General features: G+C 48.5%; 17 protein-coding genes and 2 pseudogenes. 2 read left to right on the top strand and 17 right to left on the bottom strand.

The window, feature by feature from the left end:
- From ACFO3I_RS13340 to rppH, 10 genes and pseudogenes are all read right to left on the bottom strand, one after another.
- Positions 1–1,324, bottom strand: a pseudogene (locus ACFO3I_RS13340) (hypothetical protein); the annotation flags it as partial.
- Positions 1,281–2,564 carry a tyrosine-type recombinase/integrase gene (locus ACFO3I_RS13335; protein WP_377334616.1) on the bottom strand — a complete coding sequence of 428 codons (1,284 nt, stop codon included), beginning with the start codon at positions 2,562–2,564 and terminating at the stop codon, positions 1,281–1,283. The gene ACFO3I_RS13335 and the pseudogene ACFO3I_RS13340, both read right to left, overlap by 44 nt.
- A gap of 99 nt (positions 2,565–2,663) precedes the next feature.
- A complete protein-coding gene (locus ACFO3I_RS13330) occupies positions 2,664–3,245 on the bottom strand; it encodes a hypothetical protein (protein WP_296299655.1) in 582 nt (193 codons plus the stop codon).
- Complete coding sequence (locus tag ACFO3I_RS13325) at positions 3,238–5,328, bottom strand: hypothetical protein (protein ID WP_377334614.1); 2,091 nt, start codon at positions 5,326–5,328, stop codon at positions 3,238–3,240. The genes ACFO3I_RS13330 and ACFO3I_RS13325 overlap by 8 nt, the downstream gene beginning before the upstream one ends.
- Positions 5,328–8,264 carry a hypothetical protein gene (locus tag ACFO3I_RS13320; RefSeq protein WP_377334612.1) on the bottom strand — a complete coding sequence of 979 codons (2,937 nt, stop codon included), beginning with the start codon at positions 8,262–8,264 and terminating at the stop codon, positions 5,328–5,330. The genes ACFO3I_RS13325 and ACFO3I_RS13320 overlap by 1 nt, the downstream gene beginning before the upstream one ends.
- Before the next feature lie 16 nt (positions 8,265–8,280).
- Positions 8,281–9,195, bottom strand: a complete 915-nt coding sequence (gene thyA, locus ACFO3I_RS13315) for a thymidylate synthase (protein ID WP_377334610.1) — start codon at positions 9,193–9,195, stop codon at positions 8,281–8,283.
- Positions 9,196–9,548: 353 nt separating this feature from the next.
- Positions 9,549–9,791 (bottom strand): annotated as a pseudogene (gene thyA, locus ACFO3I_RS13310) (thymidylate synthase); the annotation flags it as partial.
- The gene (gene lgt / locus ACFO3I_RS13305) at positions 9,788–10,597 is read right to left on the bottom strand and encodes a prolipoprotein diacylglyceryl transferase (RefSeq protein WP_377334608.1); all 810 of its coding nucleotides are present in this window, start codon (positions 10,595–10,597) and stop codon (positions 9,788–9,790) included. The gene lgt and the pseudogene thyA (ACFO3I_RS13310), both read right to left, overlap by 4 nt.
- 73 nt (positions 10,598–10,670) lie before the next feature.
- Positions 10,671–12,935: a phosphoenolpyruvate--protein phosphotransferase gene (gene ptsP / locus ACFO3I_RS13300; protein WP_377334606.1), complete on the bottom strand. Its 2,265-nt coding sequence runs from the start codon at positions 12,933–12,935 to the stop codon at positions 10,671–10,673.
- A gap of 13 nt (positions 12,936–12,948) precedes the next feature.
- Positions 12,949–13,452 (bottom strand): RNA pyrophosphohydrolase, encoded by a 504-nt coding sequence (gene rppH, locus ACFO3I_RS13295; RefSeq protein ID WP_377334604.1) that lies wholly within the window; start codon positions 13,450–13,452, stop codon positions 12,949–12,951.
- Positions 13,453–13,820: 368 nt separating this feature from the next.
- Between rppH and mutH the strand changes: the two genes are divergently transcribed.
- Positions 13,821–14,486, top strand: coding sequence for a DNA mismatch repair endonuclease MutH (gene mutH, locus ACFO3I_RS13290; RefSeq protein ID WP_377334602.1), 666 nt, complete (start codon positions 13,821–13,823; stop codon positions 14,484–14,486).
- Here mutH and ACFO3I_RS13285 read toward each other — a convergent pair.
- From ACFO3I_RS13285 to ACFO3I_RS13260, 6 genes are all read right to left on the bottom strand, one after another.
- The gene (locus tag ACFO3I_RS13285) at positions 14,483–15,304 is read right to left on the bottom strand and encodes a substrate-binding periplasmic protein (RefSeq protein ID WP_377334600.1); all 822 of its coding nucleotides are present in this window, start codon (positions 15,302–15,304) and stop codon (positions 14,483–14,485) included. The genes mutH and ACFO3I_RS13285 overlap by 4 nt on opposite strands.
- Before the next feature lie 89 nt (positions 15,305–15,393).
- Positions 15,394–16,488, bottom strand: a complete 1,095-nt coding sequence (locus tag ACFO3I_RS13280) for a fatty acid desaturase family protein (RefSeq protein ID WP_377334598.1) — start codon at positions 16,486–16,488, stop codon at positions 15,394–15,396.
- Positions 16,475–17,581 (bottom strand): flavin reductase family protein, encoded by a 1,107-nt coding sequence (locus ACFO3I_RS13275; protein WP_377334596.1) that lies wholly within the window; start codon positions 17,579–17,581, stop codon positions 16,475–16,477. The genes ACFO3I_RS13280 and ACFO3I_RS13275 overlap by 14 nt, the downstream gene beginning before the upstream one ends.
- A gap of 273 nt (positions 17,582–17,854) precedes the next feature.
- Positions 17,855–18,316: a GNAT family N-acetyltransferase gene (locus ACFO3I_RS13270; RefSeq protein WP_377334594.1), complete on the bottom strand. Its 462-nt coding sequence runs from the start codon at positions 18,314–18,316 to the stop codon at positions 17,855–17,857.
- 49 nt (positions 18,317–18,365) lie between these two features.
- A complete protein-coding gene (tpx, locus tag ACFO3I_RS13265) occupies positions 18,366–18,863 on the bottom strand; it encodes a thiol peroxidase (RefSeq protein WP_377334592.1) in 498 nt (165 codons plus the stop codon).
- A gap of 41 nt (positions 18,864–18,904) precedes the next feature.
- Entirely contained in the window at positions 18,905–19,531 is a 627-nt protein-coding gene (locus ACFO3I_RS13260; protein WP_377334590.1) for a methylamine utilization protein, read from the bottom strand.
- Between the two features lie 136 nt (positions 19,532–19,667).
- Here ACFO3I_RS13260 and ACFO3I_RS13255 point away from each other — a divergent pair, with 136 nt between their 5' ends.
- Positions 19,668–20,966 carry a hypothetical protein gene (locus ACFO3I_RS13255; protein WP_377334588.1) on the top strand — a complete coding sequence of 433 codons (1,299 nt, stop codon included), beginning with the start codon at positions 19,668–19,670 and terminating at the stop codon, positions 20,964–20,966.
- 15 nt (positions 20,967–20,981) lie between these two features.
- Here the strand turns inward: ACFO3I_RS13255 and ACFO3I_RS13250 are convergent, their stop codons facing one another.
- Positions 20,982–21,605, bottom strand: a complete 624-nt coding sequence (locus tag ACFO3I_RS13250) for a LysE family translocator (RefSeq protein WP_377334586.1) — start codon at positions 21,603–21,605, stop codon at positions 20,982–20,984.
- Positions 21,606–21,704 lie beyond the last annotated feature (99 nt).

Raw genomic sequence — 21,704 nt, 5'->3', positions numbered from 1 at the left:
CCCCCCCCCAGGTCAAGGTGGTCTTCGCGTCACCTATAAGCCGGCGTGCACGCGCTAAAAATGATGGGCTGATATTTTCATCCGCACTCCATCCGAAGGGGGTGATTGCATCGCAACCGGCTGCGATAATGTCTGCCAGAGCAGTCTTTCCCGAGCCTCGAGCTCCGATAATGGCCACTAGGCCAGGGTTGAGTGGAATGCTCGGTGAAGTTGCCCAATCTGCATCGTCGATTCTGACATGCGAGATAACCTGAGAGGGCATTGCTGAACGTGGCGGCTGCTCCCCTACATAAGCTCGACCTTCAGGATCGATACAAGCCTGCCGGAGAGCATCGAATTCCAGCGCGCCTTTGACCCACGAAAAGCGATTATCAACGGGCTGCCCAACAGTCTTCTGCTCATGGGAATCGCTACCATGGAGACACGGCTTACATCCGTTATAGCGCGAGCGCAGTTCTTCAATGCCGATGCCTCGTTGGCCGATCCAGAAATCACGCTGCGCCGCACTACTGGTAAAGATGATGTGAGCAAACTTTTCGATCTCTTGACGCACAGTAGCGTCGGCGGCTTGACGAACACCGGATGTGCCGTCACCAGTACTGCCAGCAACAGCAATAAGGATGTTCTTCATCGCCCATTCGCTCTCGCTAATGACCCTTCGCAGCTGATCGAAATTGACCTTGAACTGTGTAGCGCCATGTCGGAGCGCCGCGCCATCATCAGTAATGTTAGAGTCAGCTCGTTTACCGAGCTTGATCAACTCCTCGCGCGTGCAGTCGAAACGGTCGTTGAAAGCTTGGAACTGCAAGCGCTTTAGGATTCGCTTCACCTCAGATAAATGATCGGGATCTTCAGGGCTAACCAGCAGATGGACGTTTACAAAGCCTGTCTTGGCTGCAATATCAAGGCGAAGTTCAATATTAGGGAATAGCAGCGACACGCCGGGCAGTCGGCCAGCAGCCTTATGCTTGAGAAACGCCTCATAGCTGTCCGTGACATAGTAGTCGGTAACGGCGATAGCCTCGATCTGAGGAGTCAGACCTTCAAGAGTCGTGAGGTAAGAGTTCCATGGGTCGTCAGCACCAAACTGATTGTTGAGAACTGTACCTGGCGCATGAATATGCGGCTCCCATCGATGCCATTCCGAACCACGACTGATCACTTGCATCTGCAGAGTCTCCTTTCTGCTGGCCCAATACGTACCGATCAAAAATACATAAAACGAAACAACATGTACAATGAAAAAACTCTGATAGGAAAAGATTGCAGAAAAGTGAGTACTACCTTTTATCTTTGTAAGCCTGTAAGAACTTAAAGAGTTCATTCTCAAAATCGACATCTTTGCTTAAAGTCTCGAACAAAACGTGTGATTTATCCATTTCTGCCAGTTTTTTCTTCCGCATTTGTATTTTTATTTCTAGAGACCTGAGCAATTCAAAATTGTGCAATTTCGCAGCAATCCCCTCGCTTCTCGAAAGTGCCAGATAAGGTCTCAACGATTCGATATTTGAATGACCTGCCTTTTCAGCAGCTCTTATCAGCACGTCTTGTGCGGATTTTGGCTGCCCTCTGTCATCATACCCGTCAAATGCAGCGACTATATCAGTTAATCCCTTTGCTCTAACTCGGTGTCCTGTTCCATCTACATCGGCTTTTTTCATCAATCCAGATAGGCGGCGAGAGATGTACTCCTTATTCAGTGGCCTACCCGTTGTCGCACCGACGAATAGGTCTGAGGGCTCCTTATAAAAACGGTCTCTCTTTTTGGCAGCTTTTATTGCAGCAAGTCGTTCTGTCTCTATATAACCTCGAATCAACTCCATCGTTTCAGGAAGGAAGTCGAGATCCCTAAACCTTTTTCGCTTACCCAAGACCTCAACATGGAATATTTTATTTTCTCTCTGATATCTCTCAATTTCATCCCAATCTGGCACATCTGATACTTTAATCTGCAGTGCTTCCATTCTGCGTGCAGATCGTTCATATATTGTGAATATAAGAGAATCACGTACGCCAACAGCTTCTGACTCTTCAATAGTAGTTGCATGCAGTCGCTCTAAATCTTCATTGGTTGGCGTAGGCCGTGATTTAGAATGACCTTCCGGTAGATACGGCCATGACCATCCATTTTTTGATCGCTTTGCAGAAATTGCATAGCTCCTTTCGTCCCCATGAATTGCGACATGCTGACGAATATACTGATTTTGCTCAGCCCAAACATAAAATGAAAAAACAGTTTGTAAAACTCCTGCCACATAAGCAGCTTTTTTGCCTTCACCTGTTTTGATATTACTGAACTCAACCAAATGCCTATCTGTTACATCTCTCCATGTTATTCTCTTCCCATTTTCGTCAAGAAACCTTAGGAAAGTCTGGAGTTGATCTGCATATGTTTTAACCGAACTAGTGGCGCCGGTATCTTTAAGAGATTTATAAATTAAATAGTGACTTACCTCTTCAATAATACCTTTACTGTCAAAAAATACGGGGATGCCACTTGCATCAATTTCTTTAAATTTGCCTTTGATTCGACAATCTTCATCTGTTTTTTTATAAAAAATCATAGGATGCTCGGCCTTGTAAAACACCTGCGCAAAGTTAAATAAATGCAATAAACCAGTAAATCTTTCAGATTTCGTTCAAGACAAGTAGGCAATCTAGAGTCATCTTTCTTTATTATCTTTACCAAAATTGACCTGTGTTACGTTCGAGTGTGCAGCGATACCATCGACAACAAGGGCTTTTCGCAAAGATATCATCTCATCTCTAGCTGCCAGTAACTCCTCGCTTTTCTCCTTCAATTGTTCCACTAGTCCTTCGACTTTGCTTTGCAAAAGAAGTTTTTCTTCATTAAGTCGGTCAATTTCGGTTTTATACTTAACAAATTGGTTTGCAGTATTCTGCAAAGACTCATGAAGCTGGTTGTTTTGCCGGATAACTTCGGTTAGTTTTTGTTCCCTTGGCTTTTTGGGACGCTTCGCAAGTTTGTTTATTAAACTTAAGCACTCTGCAATTTTTGCAATTTTCCGACCGTGCTCTTGATGGGAGGTCACAAAGGAGCTTGGGCTGCCGATCTTTTCTATTCCGTAATCGGGATGTTCCCAAAGGCGTAATTTCGTTAGGCTTTTTGGAACAACTAGCTCTGAGTGGTCGCCATTTAGCTTGCCTTGCAGAAGCGATAATCGACGATCAATTTGCTCGCTCAAATTCTTCGCTTTTACTTGATTACTCAGAGGATTAACCACTCTGCACCTCAAAAGTAGTGATGCTTTCAGCTTTACTCAGCAAGTCTTGTAAAACAACAATCTGAACCCCTGATACTTCACCCAGTACAGAACCGTGACCACAAAAATCGACTGCTTTTTGTTTAGATTCAATCTTATGACAGATTGCGTCGGCAAAACGAGATGTGTACGCACTGTATGGACAGCCCCCACAAATTTCCTCAGAGCCATTCTGTATATTTGGTTCGCCGTTACCGTCTGCACAATTGGCATATCGTCGCAGAGTAGTTTTTTTCGGACAAGAGCAGATGGTTCCCCATACTTGTTGAGTGAAGTCTGTTCCAACCCTGTTCATATAACGCATTAACTTTTCAACGACGCGCTCACGTTCAACAACATCCACATTTTCGCGAAAATGTCCCAACCAATCAGCCAATTTCCGCTTCATTTTCTCGCCAGCTTTACCACCAATTTTCTCTTCGCCTGCAATAACTCGTCGTAAAAAGCTGGCAGTCCAATCTTCACCAATCTCCTTCATTTCTTTCATAAACTTTTCATCAGTGATGTATCGTTTTGTCATCTCAATGTTGAAGTGGCGCAGATGATAAGAAAGCGCGCCGATGTACGCGCCCTCAAATCGATAATAATATAGAAGCGCAAACATGCGGCGAAATTGATGAAAAGACAAACTCCAGTTTTCAATTGATTCTGGATCAACAAATTTGCAGTAAAAATCTTGCAAACTATACCTGATGGGACCGTCTCCAAGGCTAACTACTTCACCATCGGAGATGTACAGCCAGAGTGAGTCGCTTTGCGAGCACAGTCTCGCTTCGTGACTTAACTTCTCCAATACGCCAACAGCCTTTTTAACCATTACAGGAACAGGGCATAGATCATACCTCTGACTTGTTTTTTCGATATAAATAGTTAGCCAATAAGCACCATCCCCGCGATCTTCATCAACACACTTGAAGCCAAGATCAAAAATTTCTTCTTTACGTCTCGCAGTTAATGAGGCTATCACTGTAAAACACGCCGCAAACAGATATCGGACAACACCGTCAAGCGTAACCACCCCATAGTGCTTCCTGCGGCCATCACGAACATCAATCTTTAGGCCTTTTGCAGACAAACGATCTACAACTGTTCGAGCATCGGCTTTTTCATTTAACAAACTCAAAATTTCATCGGAATAGTCAATGACCCACTTTGCGCTTTCGCTCATTATTGCAAATGCTGTTTTTGGTGGTATTGTTCTCGTGCGCTGGGTAACTGAACCAAACCGTGTCGCAACCTTGGATGCCCCTTCGATAAAAGGTTCTGTTCGAAAGGTTTTACTTTTAAAGTAATGCTTCCAGCACCAGATCTCGTCAAGTGGTATTAATTTTCGATGAAGATCCTGCACTGTGATAGGCGATGGAACTAAATCCAGCTCGTCCAAAAGCTCCTGATATTGGACTTTCTCTAAATCTATTTCGGGAACATGGTTTTTGAGTTGGTTTTCAAACCAGTCGACAATTTTTGGTGTGTAGGTAAGCCTACTACAAGGCAACTTATCCACTGAAGCTTGATTGTATATAACAGAGCGTCTGAAAGTGTTTGTTTGCCGGTATAGCGATTTATCTCCCTCAGCCAGTTGTGTTTTGATTGAACAAAACACCCTATAAGGGATATCCAATGCGAATTCAGTTCCATAGACCGCGTCGTTAACAAATGCATCAATGTGAGTTCTGGTAACGTTGTAAAGAGTTCGTATATTATATTTACCAAGCCAGCAAATGAATCCCAATAGGGAGGTAATACGATGTGCATGCACGTGAGCTTTGACGCTAGGGTTATGTAACCGGTAAAGTTCAACATACTCGATGACTAAGTTGAAGAATTCCTTGTTTTTATGGTCAGTGAGACGGCTACCATTGAGGAGTTCGATATCTAAGTTAACAACAGTAGAACTAATCAATTCTCCCGTTGTATCAGTGATCTCTATCGCACAATCAGAAATAGCAATATTGCTCAGCCACGGCCAATTATCTTTATTAAATTGAAATAATTCTTTTGTGTTGTCTGACTGAAAAATATCAACAAGTGCTATCTTATTCATTACCATGGCTCCGGCATGACAAAACGTGAATCGGCGATCTTGTTTTTTACAATTTCTTCTGCCTTCCTTTTAATCGAACTCAATACGCCCCGGGTCATCTTCTCTTCTAGAACGACATAAAAGAATGCTTGCCAGGGAACCCAAATGTTTGTCCATCGTTCCATGTTGGTCGTAGACATACGTTCTTCATGTCTTTCTAACGCAGTTTTCCAGATCATCATCTCGGAAATGGATTCAGGATCAGCAGAAACCAACATTCTATCATGTTTGCATTTCACGCAATTTTCTACTTCCGTGCACTGCACAGATTGCCCTTTAACGTCGATGATTTCGCGATCTTTACAAAACACTCCCCACCCTGTTTTTTGCATTTTCGCTCTGTGCTCATTCCAGGTAATAGGTTCAATTCCCAATTTTACTGGGGCATTTTCGTCCCCGGAAATCATTGCGATCTGTAATGTCTTCTGGAATTCGAGAATGTCTCGCTCCATCTGAACCCTATGCGGCAGTTTATTGGTGTAGCCTTGCGTGGTACTGGCTGACTCATGTTGGGCAATTAGTTGAGCGATGCCAAGATTAGCAGGGTCTTTCAATTGAATATTCAGCAAGACTGTAGGCCTCAGCATCGACGGAACGAGCTGAAATTGCTTTAAATAATCTGATTGAGAGCAAATCGCTTTAAAATCCGCGCGAAAAGCATACTCGACAAGGGGATGGATCGCGCCCTGCATATAATATTTCAACACATCATTACCAGCGGACCGCTGGGCAGCACAAATGCCTTCTAGAGCCTGAACAGCGCTGACATAATCTTCACCGTCAGCACGTAGAGGTAAATCATCATAGATCACCTTGCCATTTGCTCTGTCCTTTCGACCTACAATCTTTTTATGGAGCGGAACAGATGAGTTTCGCACGCAGTCCGGCGCTAATGTTGTAGCTACAGCAACGTTGGCACCGCTTTCGCATAAATATAGTATTAGTGCAGCGCTGAGCGCCTTTCGGGTTGGTACCAAATGTGACGCGACGTTTTCCAGCCCTCCAACCAATTGATACTTTTTGTTCCACATCTGCATGTTGCTTGTAGTGGAAGTTGGAGGGCAGCCCTGGTACAAATTACTGATTACCGATAATAAGTTTGCCAGCAGCAGCTCTGGCTCATGGTTGGGGAAAACTTCTGCAATATATTTTGTCCATTGAAAGCTTGAAATAGATGCCCGATCATCCATTTTCGAACGGAACTCCTCACAGTTGACAGTTGCCAACTTAAGCAGCTCTTTCCCACGTTCGTACAAAATAGACCATTCCCTGAATGTTTTGCTTGCTTGAATACGTATCTCTGACAGTCGAATATTCGTTATTTCTAACATAGACTCAACAAAATCATCAGATAAATTCGGATTTCGTAACTTTTCAAACAACAGTGTTTCTAAAAAGTCTCTCGTGTCTTTTCCATTACTGATCTCTATCCCTCTATACTTTGCCGCATCCATCAGGATATTTTCTAACCGAGACTGCTCGTCTTTATTAATGGACGCTTCAAGGATCGACTTACGGTGACCTTTATCCTGATGTTTCCTTGCATGCGTTAAAAATTTGAATTTGGGAATGATTCGGGCTTCGCCCAACTGAGTGATGACATACAAATTTAAATTTGTATTGATGGAGTTTGGGTGAGTAAGATAAGCCCTGTAAGCCATGCATGCTCGGCCAAACTCTGCATCGTTAATTTTTGTGTTATCACGTAATGAAGATGCGATTGACCTGTCGTAATTCCGCGAGTCCGCAAGCCATTCAAAGAAATCCAATAAACGTAGATATTTGTTTTTTGCGGTGCCAACAACATCGTTATTGGTTATAGCGATAAAACAAGTTGCTACTTTTTCTGCAAATTCGAGACTATACAATTTTGTCAGTGAGTTGAATGAATAAACTCTTGCATGTTTGTCTGAATATGGCATCGCACCGACATTGATATGCTCTGCACCATACACTGTAAACGACTTTTTTGTACGGCCCCGGCTTTGACTTTCATGCAGAATTTTGGTTCTTTCGTTAATCAGTCCCATTAAATTGGGACTGTTTCTGATCTTTGCGACAGTTACACCTAACAATTTCGCCAACCAATTCAAGCTGATTATTCGATGACTTGAATCAAGTACTAACTCATTCGTAGCTAAAATGTGCTTCAACTTGTCAAGATAACGGTCAGCTGAAAATTGCGAGTATCCGTTGGATTTAACGACCAGATCATACTCTTCAAGAAGTGATCTCAGCTTTGGAGAACGCTTCTCTACAACACTTGTGCTCTCCCCCTCCCCTAAACCAAAAGCCGTCAACACTGCTTTTTTATTTAATTTTCCAAGTCCATTAATAGGTAGTCTATTGGCTTTCGTTAATGCTTCCAGAAAATTCCGAATTTCTGGAACCTTTCTTTCCCAGACAGTGCCAGTATTTCCTTCCTCGTATAATTCAATTTCGAACTGTTCGAACAGTTCGCATGCCCAATGCCAAGATCTCATCCTTCCAGACATGGACCCTGCAGGGAAATTAAACTTTTTCTCAAATGCCCGTCGGGATATGCTTCCTGGTCTCTTTGCACTTTTGGAAACAGGCAGTTCATCAAAGTTATTCTTTAGGTGGTTTAGGAGGGCTTTAAACTTTTCAGGTGTCCCGTAAGCATGATGAATCTGAGTAAGAGAGCCGCCATTGAGTATTATGGTCTCTTGCTCGAAATCGTCTAAAACTTGCTTGCACCATTGGTATTTCGGGAGTTGATAATAATTGGAAAGCGAAGCGTGTTGAAATCCGTAGGTTTTTTCCATCAAGGAGCGAGCGATTTTTCCTCGGTGTGTCGGGAGTTGGTTGTTCTCAAACAACGTCTGAAGCAAAGCACGAAGCTTCGCTGGAGTGTTGTACTCACCAAGTCCCGACATTTCTCACCTCTGAAAATCAAACAGCGACCGGTGCTGGGATCGCAGGGTGTGGGTCGTAACCATCCAACTCAAAATCATCAATTTTGTATTCAAAAAGAGAGGCTGGTTTTCGCTTAATTACTAGCCGAGGGAAAGGTCGTGGCTCTCTTGTTAATTGCAATTTTGCTTGGTCGATATGATTTAAATATAAGTGGACGTCCATACCAAACCAGACAATCTCACCAACATCATACCCAGTCTGTTCAGCTAATATGGTTGTTAAAAAGGCCAAATTAGCGATGTTAAAAGCGAGCCCAAGATAAGAATCACACGATCGTTGCACCATTCCACCAGAAAGCTTGTTAGTGTTAGGATCAACGTAAAACTGATAATGTTTATGGCATGGAGGAAGAGCCATCTGTTCGAGTTCGGCGACATTCCAGCCATCAAATAAGATTCTGCGAGACGATGGATTGTTCTTCAACAAATCTATCACCTGGGCAACTTGGTCGATTTCTCTCCCGTCATCCGTTTTCCAGCGACGCCATTGCTTACCATAAACTGGCCCTAAATCACCCCATTTTTGAGCAAAAGCGTCATCAGCTAAAATCCTCTGCTCGAACTCTTTCATTGACAAGGATTTATCAGCACTTCCGGCAGGTTGAGCATCGATAAATTTTTTATATGGCCAATCACTCCAGATGTGAACATTCTGCTCGACCAACTCTTTGATGTTGTGCCCACCACTCAACATCCAAAGCATCTCTTTGAATGCTATTTTCCAATAAACTTTTTTTGTAGTGAAAACAGGAAATCCCTCAGCCAAATCGAAGCGCATGTGATGACCAAATATAGCTTTGGTACCAACGCCAGTCCTGTCAACTCTTTCGCTTCCAGTTTTCAGTAACAGTGCAAGCAAATCCAAATATTGTTGTTCTTGATGTGTTTTCATGAAATTACCTCTGGCATGCCGATAGTCAATAAGGGAGCCCAACCTACGCCAATGAAGGAGTAAAGAACTAGCCGTCGGCCTTATTTTTTCTTTTCATACTATCGGCGATTCCCGACAAATTATTCCTCGTTAGGTTACCGTCGAAAGAGTTAATAAACTAGCTCTGCTTGTGCATTCGATACAAATTCACTCATCAGTTGCTCAATTGCTGATATTTGCTTTCTGAATGCACCACCCACATCCTGTGCGTAGCGTTTCGCACAACAAACAAAAATACTTTAGCAGAAAAACCTTAACAGGCAACGGCATTGGAAAAATAAATATTGTCCGAATCGATTTGAATGTCACAAAACATCCCAAATGGTGACTTTGTTGTCATTCAGGTATTGGATATTGGTTTCGCCTTTAAGGAACCAGAGCAGCTCATGAATAATGGAACGCAGATGGCACTTCTTAGTGGTGACCAATGGAAAGCCGTCAGCCAGGTTAAAACGCATCTGGTACCCAAACACACTCAAAGTGCCTGTGCCGGTGCGGTCTGATTTCTGATGGCCCTGCTCCAGCACATGGCGCATTAAGTCATGGTACTGTTTCATGCTTTGGCCCTCACCTTGGCTTCGCGCTGGTAACCCCACACAATCAGTGCGCAGCCTGCGAGGATCATCGGAACACACAGCCATTGCCCCATCGACATGCCTAACGACAGCAGACCTAACTGCGCATCCGGTTCGCGGAAAAACTCGACAACAAAACGCGCGACACCATAACCTAGTAAAAACAGTCCACCGACATTGCCAGCCGGCGGCGACTTGCGTTTATACCATTGCAGCAGAATAAACAGCAGTATGCCCTCGCCAAACAGCTCATAAAGTTGTGAAGGGTGGCGCGGCAACATCCCCGCATTTGGAAACAGCATGCCCCAGGACACGTCGGTGGTGCGGCCCCATAACTCGCCATTAATAAAGTTCCCCAAGCGGCCAAAGGCCAGACCTAACGGCAACAACGGCACCACAAAGTCACCCAGTTCAAGGAATTTTTTCTGGTTCCGTTTGGCAAACCAGGCCATCGCGGCCAGTACCCCTAATACGCCCCCATGGAATGACATGCCGCCTTCCCAGGTGCGGAATAAATACAGCGGGTCGGCGATAAAAGCGCCAAAGTTATAAAACAGCACGTATCCGACCCGGCCACCCAAAATCACACCTAAAAAGCCATAAAACATCAGATCGCTGACTTGATCACGAGTCCAGCCCGAACCAGCCTTATCGGCCTGGCGATTCGCCAGCCAATTGGCCAGCACAAAGGCAATCACATACATCAGGCCATACCAACGCACACTGACCGGTCCGATACTGAAAATCACCGGGTCAATTTGCGGGAACATAATATACTGCTCAGGCATTCGTTATCCTATGGTCGTTTTTCTTGGGGAAGCGCCCCTTGGCAGGGGCAGAATTCTAACGGCTATTGAACCATCAGGCACGCAATTGGTTCAATAAATGTTTCTGGTCGAGAAAGCGCTGCACATGTTGCCGCACTTGTTTCGGTGACTGGCACGCCAGAATTTCCGGCAATAACAGCTGTAACTCGGACAGATGGACCCGCCGCAGCAGCCATTTTATCTTGGCAAGGTTACTGTTGTTCATACTGAACTTGTCGTAACCCATCGCCGCCAGGATCAGCACACCGGCAGGCTCACCCGCCAATTCACCACAGATACTGACAGGGAACTGCAAGGCCTGGCTTTGCAGACACAGCTGATGCAAGGCCCGCAATACCGCAGGATGCATTGCATCATACAGGCTGGCCACCCGTGGGTTATTGCGGTCCACCGCCAGCAGGTATTGGGTTAAATCGTTGGTGCCAACCGAACAAAAGTCGACTTTACGGGCCAACTCCGGCAACTGATACATAATGGAAGGCACTTCCACCATCACACCGACTTTGGCTTTGGGTAACTGAATTTCGCTGCCTTCAAGCTCGTCAGCCACTTCAAAACTGGCTTGTTTAATCAGCCGCAGCGCTTCGTCTACTTCGGACAAATCAGAAATCATTGGCAACAGAATATGCAGGTTGCCATGGCCAATATTGGCTCTGAGCATAGCGCGAATCTGCACCAAAAATATTTCCGGGTGATCCAGCGTCATCCGAATGCCGCGCCAGCCCAGGAATGGGTTTTCTTCGCTGATCGGGAAATAAGGCAAAGGTTTATCGCCACCGACATCCAGGGTGCGCATCACCACTCCCTTGCCCGGCTGGGTTGCCAGCACGGTTTTGTATAACTCCACTTGTTCAGCTTCAGTTGGAAAGCGGGTCCGCACAATAAATGGGTATTCAGTGCGGTACAAACCAATGCCGTCGGTATGGGACGGATGGCTGGTTTCCAGATCGATCGCCAGACCCGCGTTCACCATCAGGCTAAAACGGCCACCGCAGGCACTTTGGGCAGGCAAATGGATTTCAGACAGGTATTGAGCGCTCAGCTGTGCATCTTCGCTAATCAGCGTCTGGTATTCGGCTAAGATAGCATCCGCCGGCGCCATCAGGATTTGGCCACGGTAACCGTCGACAATCAGCAGCTGCTCCTGCCAATGGAACAATGGCAACTCATCCAGGCCCATTACCGCCGGAATGCCCAAGGCACGCGCCATAATAGCTGCATGCGAGTTGACGGACCCCTTCAGCGACACAATGGCCACCAACTGATGCCGTGGGATCTCCGCCAGCATGGTCGCAGTGACATTTTCCGCCACCAGTACCACCTTTTCCGGCAGCTTGTGATGGCGCTGTTCTGTGTCGAGCAAGTGGTTCAGCACCCGCTGGCCTAAATCACGGATATCGGTGCCCCGCTCCCGCAGATAAGGGTCATCCATATCATCGAACTGACGGGCAAATTTTTCGACCACACGCTTGAGCGCACTTTTGGCACACCAGCCATCATGAATTTGCGCTTCAATTTCGTCACCTAAACTGGCCGCCTCCAGCAGCTGATGGTACACATCAAAAATGGCCAGGGCGTCCGCAGGTAAATGCGCGCTCATCCGCTCAGCCAGGCGGTTAAATTCGGCTTTGGTAATTTTTACTGCTTTATAAAAACGCGACAGCTCTTTTTCCGGATCATCGGTTTTACGCAAAGAGATGTCATCAAAGTCACTGGAAGGCTCCATCACATAGCCTTCGCCAATGGCGATGCCTGGAGCGCCAGGCAGGCCTTGTAACTGTCCTGTGACTTTTTGCTGGGTAGAACTCTGACTGACTGACTGGCGCATCTCGGCGTTGACCAACACAGAGGCCAATTGCACACCTAAGGTTACCAGGAAAGATTCTTCATCCTCGCTAAACACCCGGTTCTCGCCCTGCTGAATGGTCAGCACGCCCAAGACCTTCCGGTGGTGGATGATAGGGCAACCTAAAAAAGCCGAAAACTTTTCTTCACTGACTTCTGGGGTGACTTTAAAGCGGGGGTGTAAATGCGCCTGCGCCAGGTTAATCGGCTCTTCACGTTGCCCAACCCAGCCAATCAGACCTTCGGAAAATCCAATCGAAATGCTGCCAACCGCTTCCGGGTTTAAACCGTCGGTGGCCATCAGCGTAAAATGCTGCTGGTAATCGGCCAGATACACAGAGCAGCATTCAGTGTTTAAAGCACGTTTAACGTTCGAAACCAAGCCTGCCAGTGCCTTATTCAGTACCGGCTCCTGCGCCACATCCTGCACTATGCGCCTTAACTGGCTTAGCATACCTCTCTCCCGATTAAACCCGCTTTTTTCCTTCCCTTTTTATGGCCGGCAACGCTATGGGGGCAAACTCTTTCATCACTTTGCGATAAACCTCACGTTTAAACGCAACGACTTGCCGCACCGGATACCAGTAACTGACCCAACGCCAGTCATCAAATTCCGGATGCGAAGTTTTTTTCAGATCCACATCTTCATCTTTGCAGGTCAGACGCAGTAAAAACCATTTCTGCTTCTGCCCTATACACACAGGGTTACTGTCGCGGCGAATTAAGCGTTTCGGCAGTTTATACCGCAGCCAGTGTTTGGTGACTGCAATAATTTCTACATCTTCTGGACGTAAACCCACTTCTTCATTTAATTCCCGGAACATGGCTTGTTCCGGTGTTTCGCCGTCGTCTATTCCACCCTGTGGATATTGCCAGGAATGCTGACCGTATCTGCGAGCCCAAAACACCTGTCCCTGGTGATTGTAAATAACGATGCCGACGTTGGCTCTAAAGCCTTCAGCGTCGATCACACAAAACCTCAAGCTAAGCTACAGCTGTTGTTCATCGATTCTTTCATAAAGTCCTCAGATCGGCAAATTGTATTTTTGCACCAAGTTATCCACAATTGCACAGCTCAAAAACCATCACCTGTGCACTTCTACACAGCACCTGTACACAACCCTGTGAGTAAGTTGATTTTTATTCTGGTATAACTTTATCCCTGAAGATAAGAGCTTAAAAAGCAGTCACAAAAAACACTTAAAAAACATAACGATAGACCGCTTTGCGCAGTGTTTCAGCAACACTACAACTGTGAATAACTCAAGATGATGCCTTTTTGAGCAGTCATTTTTACTTAGAAATGATAAGGTTGCATAACACACTTACAGGACTTTTCATGCGCACTCCTCCAGTTGATTTAGACGAGCTGCTCGGCCGTTGCCACGCCATCGCCGGATTGACGCTGGGCCAACTGGCCGCCCAGCTGGAACTGCCATTGCCCGCCGATTTACGCCGAGATAAAGGCACTGTGGGCCAACTGCTGGAATTGGCACTTGGCGCCAGCAGTGGCAGCAAAGCGGAACCGGACTTCCCGCATTTGGGGGTTGAGTTGAAAACCCTGCCTATTGATCGACACGGCAAACCACTGGAAAGCACTTATGTTTGTGTGGCTCCTCTGACGCAAGTCACCGGTTTACGCTTCGAAGAGTCCTGGTTGTGCCGCAAGCTCAGCCGGGTGCTTTTTGTACCTGTGCTGGCCGAGCGCAGTATTGCGCTGGCAGAACGCCAGATCGGTTCCGCCTTTTTGTGGCAACCCAGTGCCGAGCAATGGCAACTATTACGGCAGGACTGGGAAGAACTGATGGAGCTGATTAGCCTTGGCGGTCTGGCCAATATTCGTGGCGCTCACGGCAAGGTGCTGCAATTGCGCCCGAAAGCAGCCAACAGCAAAGCGCTGACCGAAGCGGTTGGAGCCGGGGGCGAGCCCATTCAGGCACTGCCCCGCGGTTTTTATTTAAAAGCCAGCTTTACCGCCGCTATAGTGCGGCAGCAGTTTAGTTAGCCCTGGTACTTGCCCACTAATTGTTGATACTGACCACTTTGCTTCAGCTGCAACAATTGCTGGTTAAAGACACCGACCTGCTCTGGCGTCACTTTCTGCTTGCTAAACATCACATAAATAGGACTTTCCGGCAGTGTCAGCTGATGCTCACTAATCTCATCCGTCAGCCCCTTACGCCGAAGTAAAGCGGTGCCAACAAAGCTGTCTTCCAGCATGGCATCCACCTGTTCGTCCAGCAGCAGTGCCAGGTTCTGCTCGCTCATCGCCGACTCAACAAACTGGCCACGCATTTGCTCATCGGCATACAGCGCACTGACTTGTTCGCCGTAGTAGTAATCACTGACGACGCCCACCTTATGTTTGGCGGCCACCATTTGTGCAACTGAGTCAAAGCTGAACTTATCCGCGTCGGTCTTGCGGACAAACAGCCGGAACTGTTCATTGCGGTAGGGATCGGAAAACAACGCAAACTCTTCACGCGCCGCAGTCTTGGACGCGCCGAGCAGAACATCCAGTTCACCTTGTCTGAATTGATTCAGCAACTGCTGCCAATTGCCATAACTGAATACCAGTTCACAAGGCATCGCTTTGGCGACCGCATTCACAATGTCGATGTCCAGACCGTTGGCCTGTTCATCGTAACCGCGAAATTGGTAAGGCTCCCAGGATTCATAGCCTACCTTCAGCTGACAGCTGACGGCGGCTGGGGCAGGCTCAGCGGCGGCAACGGGCGCCGCCTGAGATCCTGTTGCTGCCGGTTTACAACCGGTCACTACCACACATAACACAACAACACTAAGCAGCCTGTAATTGTTCATAAATGGCCTCTTTCTGGTTTGTCTATCCACCAGAAAGTTTAGTTGAGCCTTTTGAAATACCTGACTTTTTTATCGGTAATGCATGAGGTTCATTCGGCCCGGCTCAGCCGGACCGCACTGTGCCCGCCAGGCAAGGAGTACCGTAAGATCCGGCCAAGCACCGTCAGGTACTGCCCGATAAAGCTGCCGCTGTTGTACGGAATGCCGTAACGGCTGGCAATGTGCTGCACCTCTTTGGCGACCCGCGGGTAATGCATGGCCGGCATGTCGGGAAACAAATGATGCTCAATCTGGCAACTCAAGTGCCCGGTCAAAATATGAAACCAGCGGGGTCCGGTAAAATTGGATGAGCCGAGCATCTGCCGGTAATACCAATGGCCCAGGCTTTCATCCTGACACTGCTCGGCTTTAAAGGCATGGATATCGGCCGTGAAATGGCCACAAAAGATCACCGTCGATGTCCACCAGTTTCGCAGCACATTGGCCAATAAATTGCCGAACATCACCCAAGCCCACATTGGACCGGCCAGCAAAGGGAACACCAGGTAATCCTTTACTAATTGGCGGGCGCCTTTGCCGAAAAAGGCCCTTTTCAGCGCGCTATGGCTGATCTGACTTTGCCGGTCCGTTTTCTTTTTGCCAAAAAACACCCGCTCACCCGCCAGCTCATGGTAAGACACCCCCCACTGAAACAAAGTCGACAACATAAAATAGGTCAGCATCTGCCACAGGTTACGTAGCCGCCAGCGGAAGTCATTGCTTAGCCGCAACAAGCCATAACCGAAGTCGCGGTCTTTGCCGATGATATTGGTGTAGGTGTGGTGTTCAAAGTTATGGGTACGTCGCCAGGAACCGGCGTCGCAGGCAATGTCCCATTCAAAGCGCTGCGAATGCAGCACAGGGTCGTCCATCCAGTCATACTGACCATGCAGCACATTGTGGCCTATTTCCATATTGTCGAGGATTTTCGCCAGCGCCAGCAGCAGCACCCCCAGCCCCCATAACCACAAAGTCAAAAAGCCCAGTACCATCAATATCCTGCCGCTGATGGCACACAGACGCTGCAGTAGCAGAATACGGCGAATGTAGCGTGCTTCACGCTCGCCCACCTGGTCCATCACACCCGCTTTCAGCGCATTCAGTTCTTGCGCTAATAGCGCCAGTTTAGCTTCAGAAAGATGCATCAGACACTCCCAAACGAATCGATAAGGCACTTTGTGGCACACTGACACAGAGCTGAATTTGTTCCGCGCCTGCGGTCGAACGCTGGCCAGTACGCAGATTGAGCACCACGCCAGACTCCTTCTGGCACACACATTGATAACAGACTCCCATACGACAGCCGAAGCTGGGTTGCAGGCCCGCTTGTTCTGCTTGGTCAAGCAACGACTGACTGGCATTGACGTCGCTTACGACCTGCTGCTCTGCCATTTGCCAGCGCACTTGCCACTGCTGATCCCCGGCGGTCTCAACCAATGGCGGCAAATGAAAAAACTCACGCTGGCAGTCTGCCGGTTTTAACCCACAAGCAGCGCCAAAGGCTAACGCCGCTTCGGTAAAAGCGTAAGGTCCACACGTCAGTAACTGTTGGCTATCGGCAGCGTCAGGTAATACCTCAGCAAAGGGCTGTCTGCCGGCGCTGGCAGTTTCAACCAGCTGCAACCGGAACAATGGCTGAGCAGAAGCGAGCTGTTGCAACTCAGCCAATAATGCGGCCTCCGCTTGCTGCCGAACGTAATACAGCAAGGTGACAGGTGCCGTCCAGCAACGCTGACTGAGCAGCATAGAAGCCAGAGGTGTGATGCCTGACCCGGCCGCCAGCATCAGGCTTGAGCTGGCCGGACTGTGCCACTGAAAGTCACCAGCTGCAGGCGAAATACTTAACCAGCGTAGCGCCCCTTCGGCAATCAGTTTTGGCAACTGACGGCTTAACTGGCCTTGCGGGTTTATTTTGATGGTCAAGCGGATCTGCCCCTCCCTCTGCCATTGCTGTAACGACGAGCTGATGCTGAAACGCCGGCTTAACCAACGGCCGTTGTTGTCAAAGCCAAGCTCGATGGACTGCCCGGGAACAAAGCCAGGCCAGTTGGCAGCAGGTTTTAGCCAGAGGCTGTAACTGGTTGCGCCGTCAGGATGCACAGACAACACCCTGGCGCGGTAGTAGCCGGGCCGGTAACCAGGAAGGCACCAGCTCAATAGCGGCATTAACGCCAGTGACAGACGGGGTTGATTCCCCAGCAGCATCGACAGATGCCGCTCAATAACAGGGTGGAACACTTTTGCGACTCGCCAGATGATTTCAGCGCACATTTGTACACTCAAATTAAAATTAATTCCAGATAAAGATCTGATCAGTCAGCACATAAAAACGTAAAACATTGTTTTTAAAACACTTATTCAAATTAAAAAAATCAACCCATTCATTAAAAAATGAACACATGTTCGCAAAAATAGCAAATCACCTGCTGAAGCTGGTGATTTAAGGGCTGAAAACAAAAAAGCCACCAGAGTCTCTGGTGGCTTTCATAACTGGACAAGCAGCGCTGGTGTTTACAGCGATTTCTCCATAAATACACTTAACGGATCCGGCTGATAACCCGCAAATGGCGGTCGATACTGGTAGCCCAGTTTTTCATACAAACCAAGCGCTTCTGGCTGATGGATACCGGTTTCCAGCCGGGCCAGCGATACTGATTTTGCTTTCAGCTGGTGCTCAAGCTCGAGCATCAGAGCTTTGGATAAACCCTGACCACGAAACTCAGGCAGCACAAAAACCCGTTTAACCTCACCATAAAGCCCGTCATCGCTCAGGATCTTTACCGCGCCACAGCCTGCGAGTTCGCCATGCCAATAGACGGCCAAAAACACCACGTTTTCTTTGGTTAATGCTTCTGCGCTTTCGATGTGATTACTTTCAGCCGGATACAGTGCAGCCAAATAGGCCTCTGACTGGCGGAAAATCTGCTGTACCGGCTCCGACAACGGATCCGCGCTACAAATAACAAGGGACATATCAGCACCCATTAGCTCACAGGCTGGCCAGAACCAGCCTGTTTCCGGTTTAAGCTAAAGCGGCTAACGCTTTTTCATAAGACGGCTCATCAGCCGTTTCAGCAACCTGCTCGGTATACAGCACAGTGCCATCCGCACCGACAACCACCACGGCACGTGACAGCAGACCGGCCAGCGGACCGTTGGCAAAACTCACGCCATAATCCTGACCAAAACTGCTGCGGAAGCTGGAACCGTTTTTCACCTGTTCCAGTCCTTCAGCACCACAAAAGCGTGCCTGAGCAAAAGGCAGGTCAGCAGACACACAGAGAACTGTGGTGTTGCTCAGGCTGGATAATGCCTGGTTAAAAGTGCGTACAGAGGTCGCACAGGTCGGGGTATCCACACTTGGAAAAATATTCAGCACCAAACGCTGACCGGCAAAATCAGTCAGTTTCACGTCAGCCAGGCCTGCGCCCGTTAACACAAAATCAGGCGCTTTACTGCCTACTGCGGGTAATTCACCTACGGTCTGAAATGGGTTGCCTTTTAAAGTTACAGTTGCCATTGGTTCCTCCAGAGTTGTTATGGCGTCGTAAAAGTTCAGGTTTAACTGCCAGTGTAGGCACCAAAACCTTTTTTCGGTTTCTGCGGTTTTTGTTGATGTGTGATAGCCAGGCTGGATTGATAGATCTGGCCTGCACTGAGTGTCACCTTCTGCGGTTGCCAGTCTGCATTTTGCCAGGGATGCCACAGCACCAGTTGGTACTCTCCGGCGGGTACTGCCAGCGTCACCAAGCCGTTTTTACCTGTCACCGCAAGGTGCGGACTAGTGCCCACATAAATGTAAGCCTGCATATAGTCATGAATATTGCAGCCAAGTGCCACTATTCCGGCTTTGTCAAAAAGCACCGGCGCTTCAGGTTTGCCGACATAAAGTTTTAATTCAAATTCTTTGGCAGGAGAAAAGGAATAGACGTGATGGCGGGTCTTGTCCATATTGGGGAACTCAACCTTAGTGCCACGCACCACCGCCGAAACAAAAGGCACAAAGGTCAGGTCCTGCTGTCGGACTTCTGCATGCACCGCCTTGCCACTGCCAGGCTGGGATGAAATCAGCTCAACCACAGCATCTTCCAACGGCTGACCAGCCTGGTCATTGACCTGGATCGTCACCTCAGCCAGACAAGCTGTGCTCAGACCAAAGGTGAACAGCAACACGAGTAATAGCTTCACGGTATATCCCCTGTGATCTCAGGCTCGCTGGGTAGCCAGCACAATTACCGGCTGAAGTCTGACGCTGGTAAGAAAGGTAACACCAGCTCAGTTCAGCGAAGTTCAGGCAGTGTAAAAGGCTGGCCTGCGGAAATCTATGGTTAAATTCGGTCTGCCCGTCAGCAAAATTCAGGGTATGCTGCCAGACAAAAAACAGAAGGACAACAGTATGCGCTGCAGCTTTATCGCTCTGGTACTCAGCTTCTACCCAATGACCCTCACCGCAGCAGAACTCAGCATAGCCGGACGTGGCGAATTCTATCTGAGCCAGACACCAGACAGCGAACCCTATGCCCGCCCCTGGTGGCAAAAAGGCACAGGCCAACTGGCCCAGCAAAAGCAATTCAGCGCAGGCCCGCAGTATCTGGTCAGCCGGCTTGACACTGACAGCGCCTGGTCAGCACAGCTACATGCCCAGTGGCACCGGACCCCCGAAGCAGGTTTTGGCATCACCGAAGGCTGGTTGCAGTACAGCCCCCTGCCCTGGTCAGGCTATCGCTTTCGCAGCCGCATTGGCTACTTCTATCCGTCGTTATCGCTGGAAAATACCGATATCGCCTGGACCTCCCCCTACAGCAGCAATTTTTCGGCAGCCAACAGTTGGATTGCTGAAGAAATAAAAGCCAGAGGCGTGGAGATCAGCCTGAGCCGGCCAGGGCGCTTTTTTCACACAGAGCACAGTCATCAGGCAGTAGTGGGGCTGTTTCAGGGCAATGACCCGGCCGGCAGTCTGCTGGCCTGGCGTGGTTTTGCCATCCACCCTTACCAGACTGCCTTAGGAGAGCGGGTCGATTTCGCCCGCTATCTCAGCATTGGCCCTGGTAGCGCAATTCCAAATCAGCCTTCCTGGGTGGAACCCAACCGGGAGCTTGACCAGCGCACCGGTTATTACCTTGGCTGGCACTGGTTATATCAACAGACTGAGCTGCGCCTCTACCATTACGACAATAAAGCTGACCCACTGGTGCTGACCAATCAATATGGCTGGCGCAGCAAATTTACCAATCTGGCCATACAGCACCAATGGACGGAGCAACTGCGGCTAGTGGCGCAGTGGTTACGCGGAGACACTCAAATGGGCGCTGACGTCGTCAAAGCCGGCTACCAAGCCTGGTTTTTGTTGGTCAATTACCAGGCAAATGACTGGCAAGGCACAGTGCGTTATGACAGTTTCTGGGTGAAAGACCGCGATCAGACGCAAGCAGATGACAATAACGGCGATGGCGACAGCTGGACTTTGCGTCTGGCTTATCCGCTGACTGAGCAGCTCAGCTCCGCACTGGAATACAGCATCGTCAACAGTAGCCAGGCCAACCGAGCGCAGTGGGCTGGCTGGCCAGTTGAATTCAGTCAACGCAGCCTGCGCTTCACCCTGACGTATCAGTTTGCCCTGTAAGCGGCCTGCGCACTGTTAATCCAGCACCATCCACACCGCCAGTCCTGCCATCAATACAGCACAGATACGGTTGAGCCACTGTGCTTTGGCCGGGTTTTGGAAAAAGCGGGCCATCATGCGACCGCTGCCGGCGTACATCAGCAGACAACTGAATTCGAGCGCCAGCAGAATAAACAGCAGTACCAGCAGTTGCGGCCAGAACGCCAATGACGGGTCGATAAAAGGTGGCAGTAACGCCATATGAAAGGCCCAGCCCTTTGGGTTGGAGACGGCGGTGATAAAGCCCTGACTAAACAGCTCTTTGCGCGGCAACAGTACCCGGGCTTCACCGGGCTGCGGCAAACGGAAGCTGCCTTTGGACCACCACATCTGTGCTGCCATATACAGCAGATACAAAGCACCTGCGCATTTAATATAAAAAAACCAGGCCGGAAATTGCAGCATCAATGCCGCCACCCCACAAACAGCAGCAGTTGCCACCAAGCCTACGCCCAATAACTCGCCAGCCATCATCCAAAGCGCGCGGCGCATGCCCTGGCTCATGCCGACCGTCATAGCCATGGTCATACACAAGCCCGGGGACACAGAAACCAAAAAAAAGGTGGGAATAAATGCGCCCATTAATGCCAGATTGACCATAGAAACTCCGCTGAGACTACTTAGGCTGCGTCAGGCCCGGAAAAGCGGGAACTACTGCCAGCGGGCGCTATTGTGGCGCCGTCCCCGCGCTTCGGCAAG

It is taken from the genome of Rheinheimera marina, assembly GCF_042654345.1.
In the GTDB taxonomy this organism is placed as follows: domain Bacteria; phylum Pseudomonadota; class Gammaproteobacteria; order Enterobacterales; family Alteromonadaceae; genus Pararheinheimera; species Pararheinheimera marina.
This window is presented reverse-complemented; position numbering and strand designations above follow the sequence as displayed.

Excerpts from the sequence above, each read along its gene's own strand:
- mutH (WP_377334602.1), top strand. The coding sequence starts at position 13,821 with ATGCGCACTCCTCCAGTTGATTTAGACGAGCTGCTCGGCCGTTGCCAC.
- ACFO3I_RS13335 (WP_377334616.1), bottom strand. The coding sequence starts at position 2,564 with ATGATTTTTTATAAAAAAACAGATGAAGATTGTCGAATCAAAGGCAAA.
- ACFO3I_RS13325 (WP_377334614.1), bottom strand. The coding sequence starts at position 5,328 with ATGAATAAGATAGCACTTGTTGATATTTTTCAGTCAGACAACACAAAA.
- lgt (WP_377334608.1), bottom strand. The coding sequence starts at position 10,597 with ATGCCTGAGCAGTATATTATGTTCCCGCAAATTGACCCGGTGATTTTC.
- ptsP (WP_377334606.1), bottom strand. The coding sequence starts at position 12,935 with ATGCTAAGCCAGTTAAGGCGCATAGTGCAGGATGTGGCGCAGGAGCCG.
- ACFO3I_RS13255 (WP_377334588.1), top strand. The coding sequence starts at position 19,668 with ATGGTTAAATTCGGTCTGCCCGTCAGCAAAATTCAGGGTATGCTGCCA.
- tpx (WP_377334592.1), bottom strand. The coding sequence starts at position 18,863 with ATGGCAACTGTAACTTTAAAAGGCAACCCATTTCAGACCGTAGGTGAA.
- ACFO3I_RS13285 (WP_377334600.1), bottom strand. The coding sequence starts at position 15,304 with ATGAACAATTACAGGCTGCTTAGTGTTGTTGTGTTATGTGTGGTAGTG.
- ACFO3I_RS13280 (WP_377334598.1), bottom strand. The coding sequence starts at position 16,488 with ATGCATCTTTCTGAAGCTAAACTGGCGCTATTAGCGCAAGAACTGAAT.
- ACFO3I_RS13270 (WP_377334594.1), bottom strand. The coding sequence starts at position 18,316 with ATGTCCCTTGTTATTTGTAGCGCGGATCCGTTGTCGGAGCCGGTACAG.
- ACFO3I_RS13320 (WP_377334612.1), bottom strand. The coding sequence starts at position 8,264 with ATGTCGGGACTTGGTGAGTACAACACTCCAGCGAAGCTTCGTGCTTTG.
- thyA (WP_377334610.1), bottom strand. The coding sequence starts at position 9,195 with ATGAAAACACATCAAGAACAACAATATTTGGATTTGCTTGCACTGTTA.
- ACFO3I_RS13250 (WP_377334586.1), bottom strand. The coding sequence starts at position 21,605 with ATGGTCAATCTGGCATTAATGGGCGCATTTATTCCCACCTTTTTTTTG.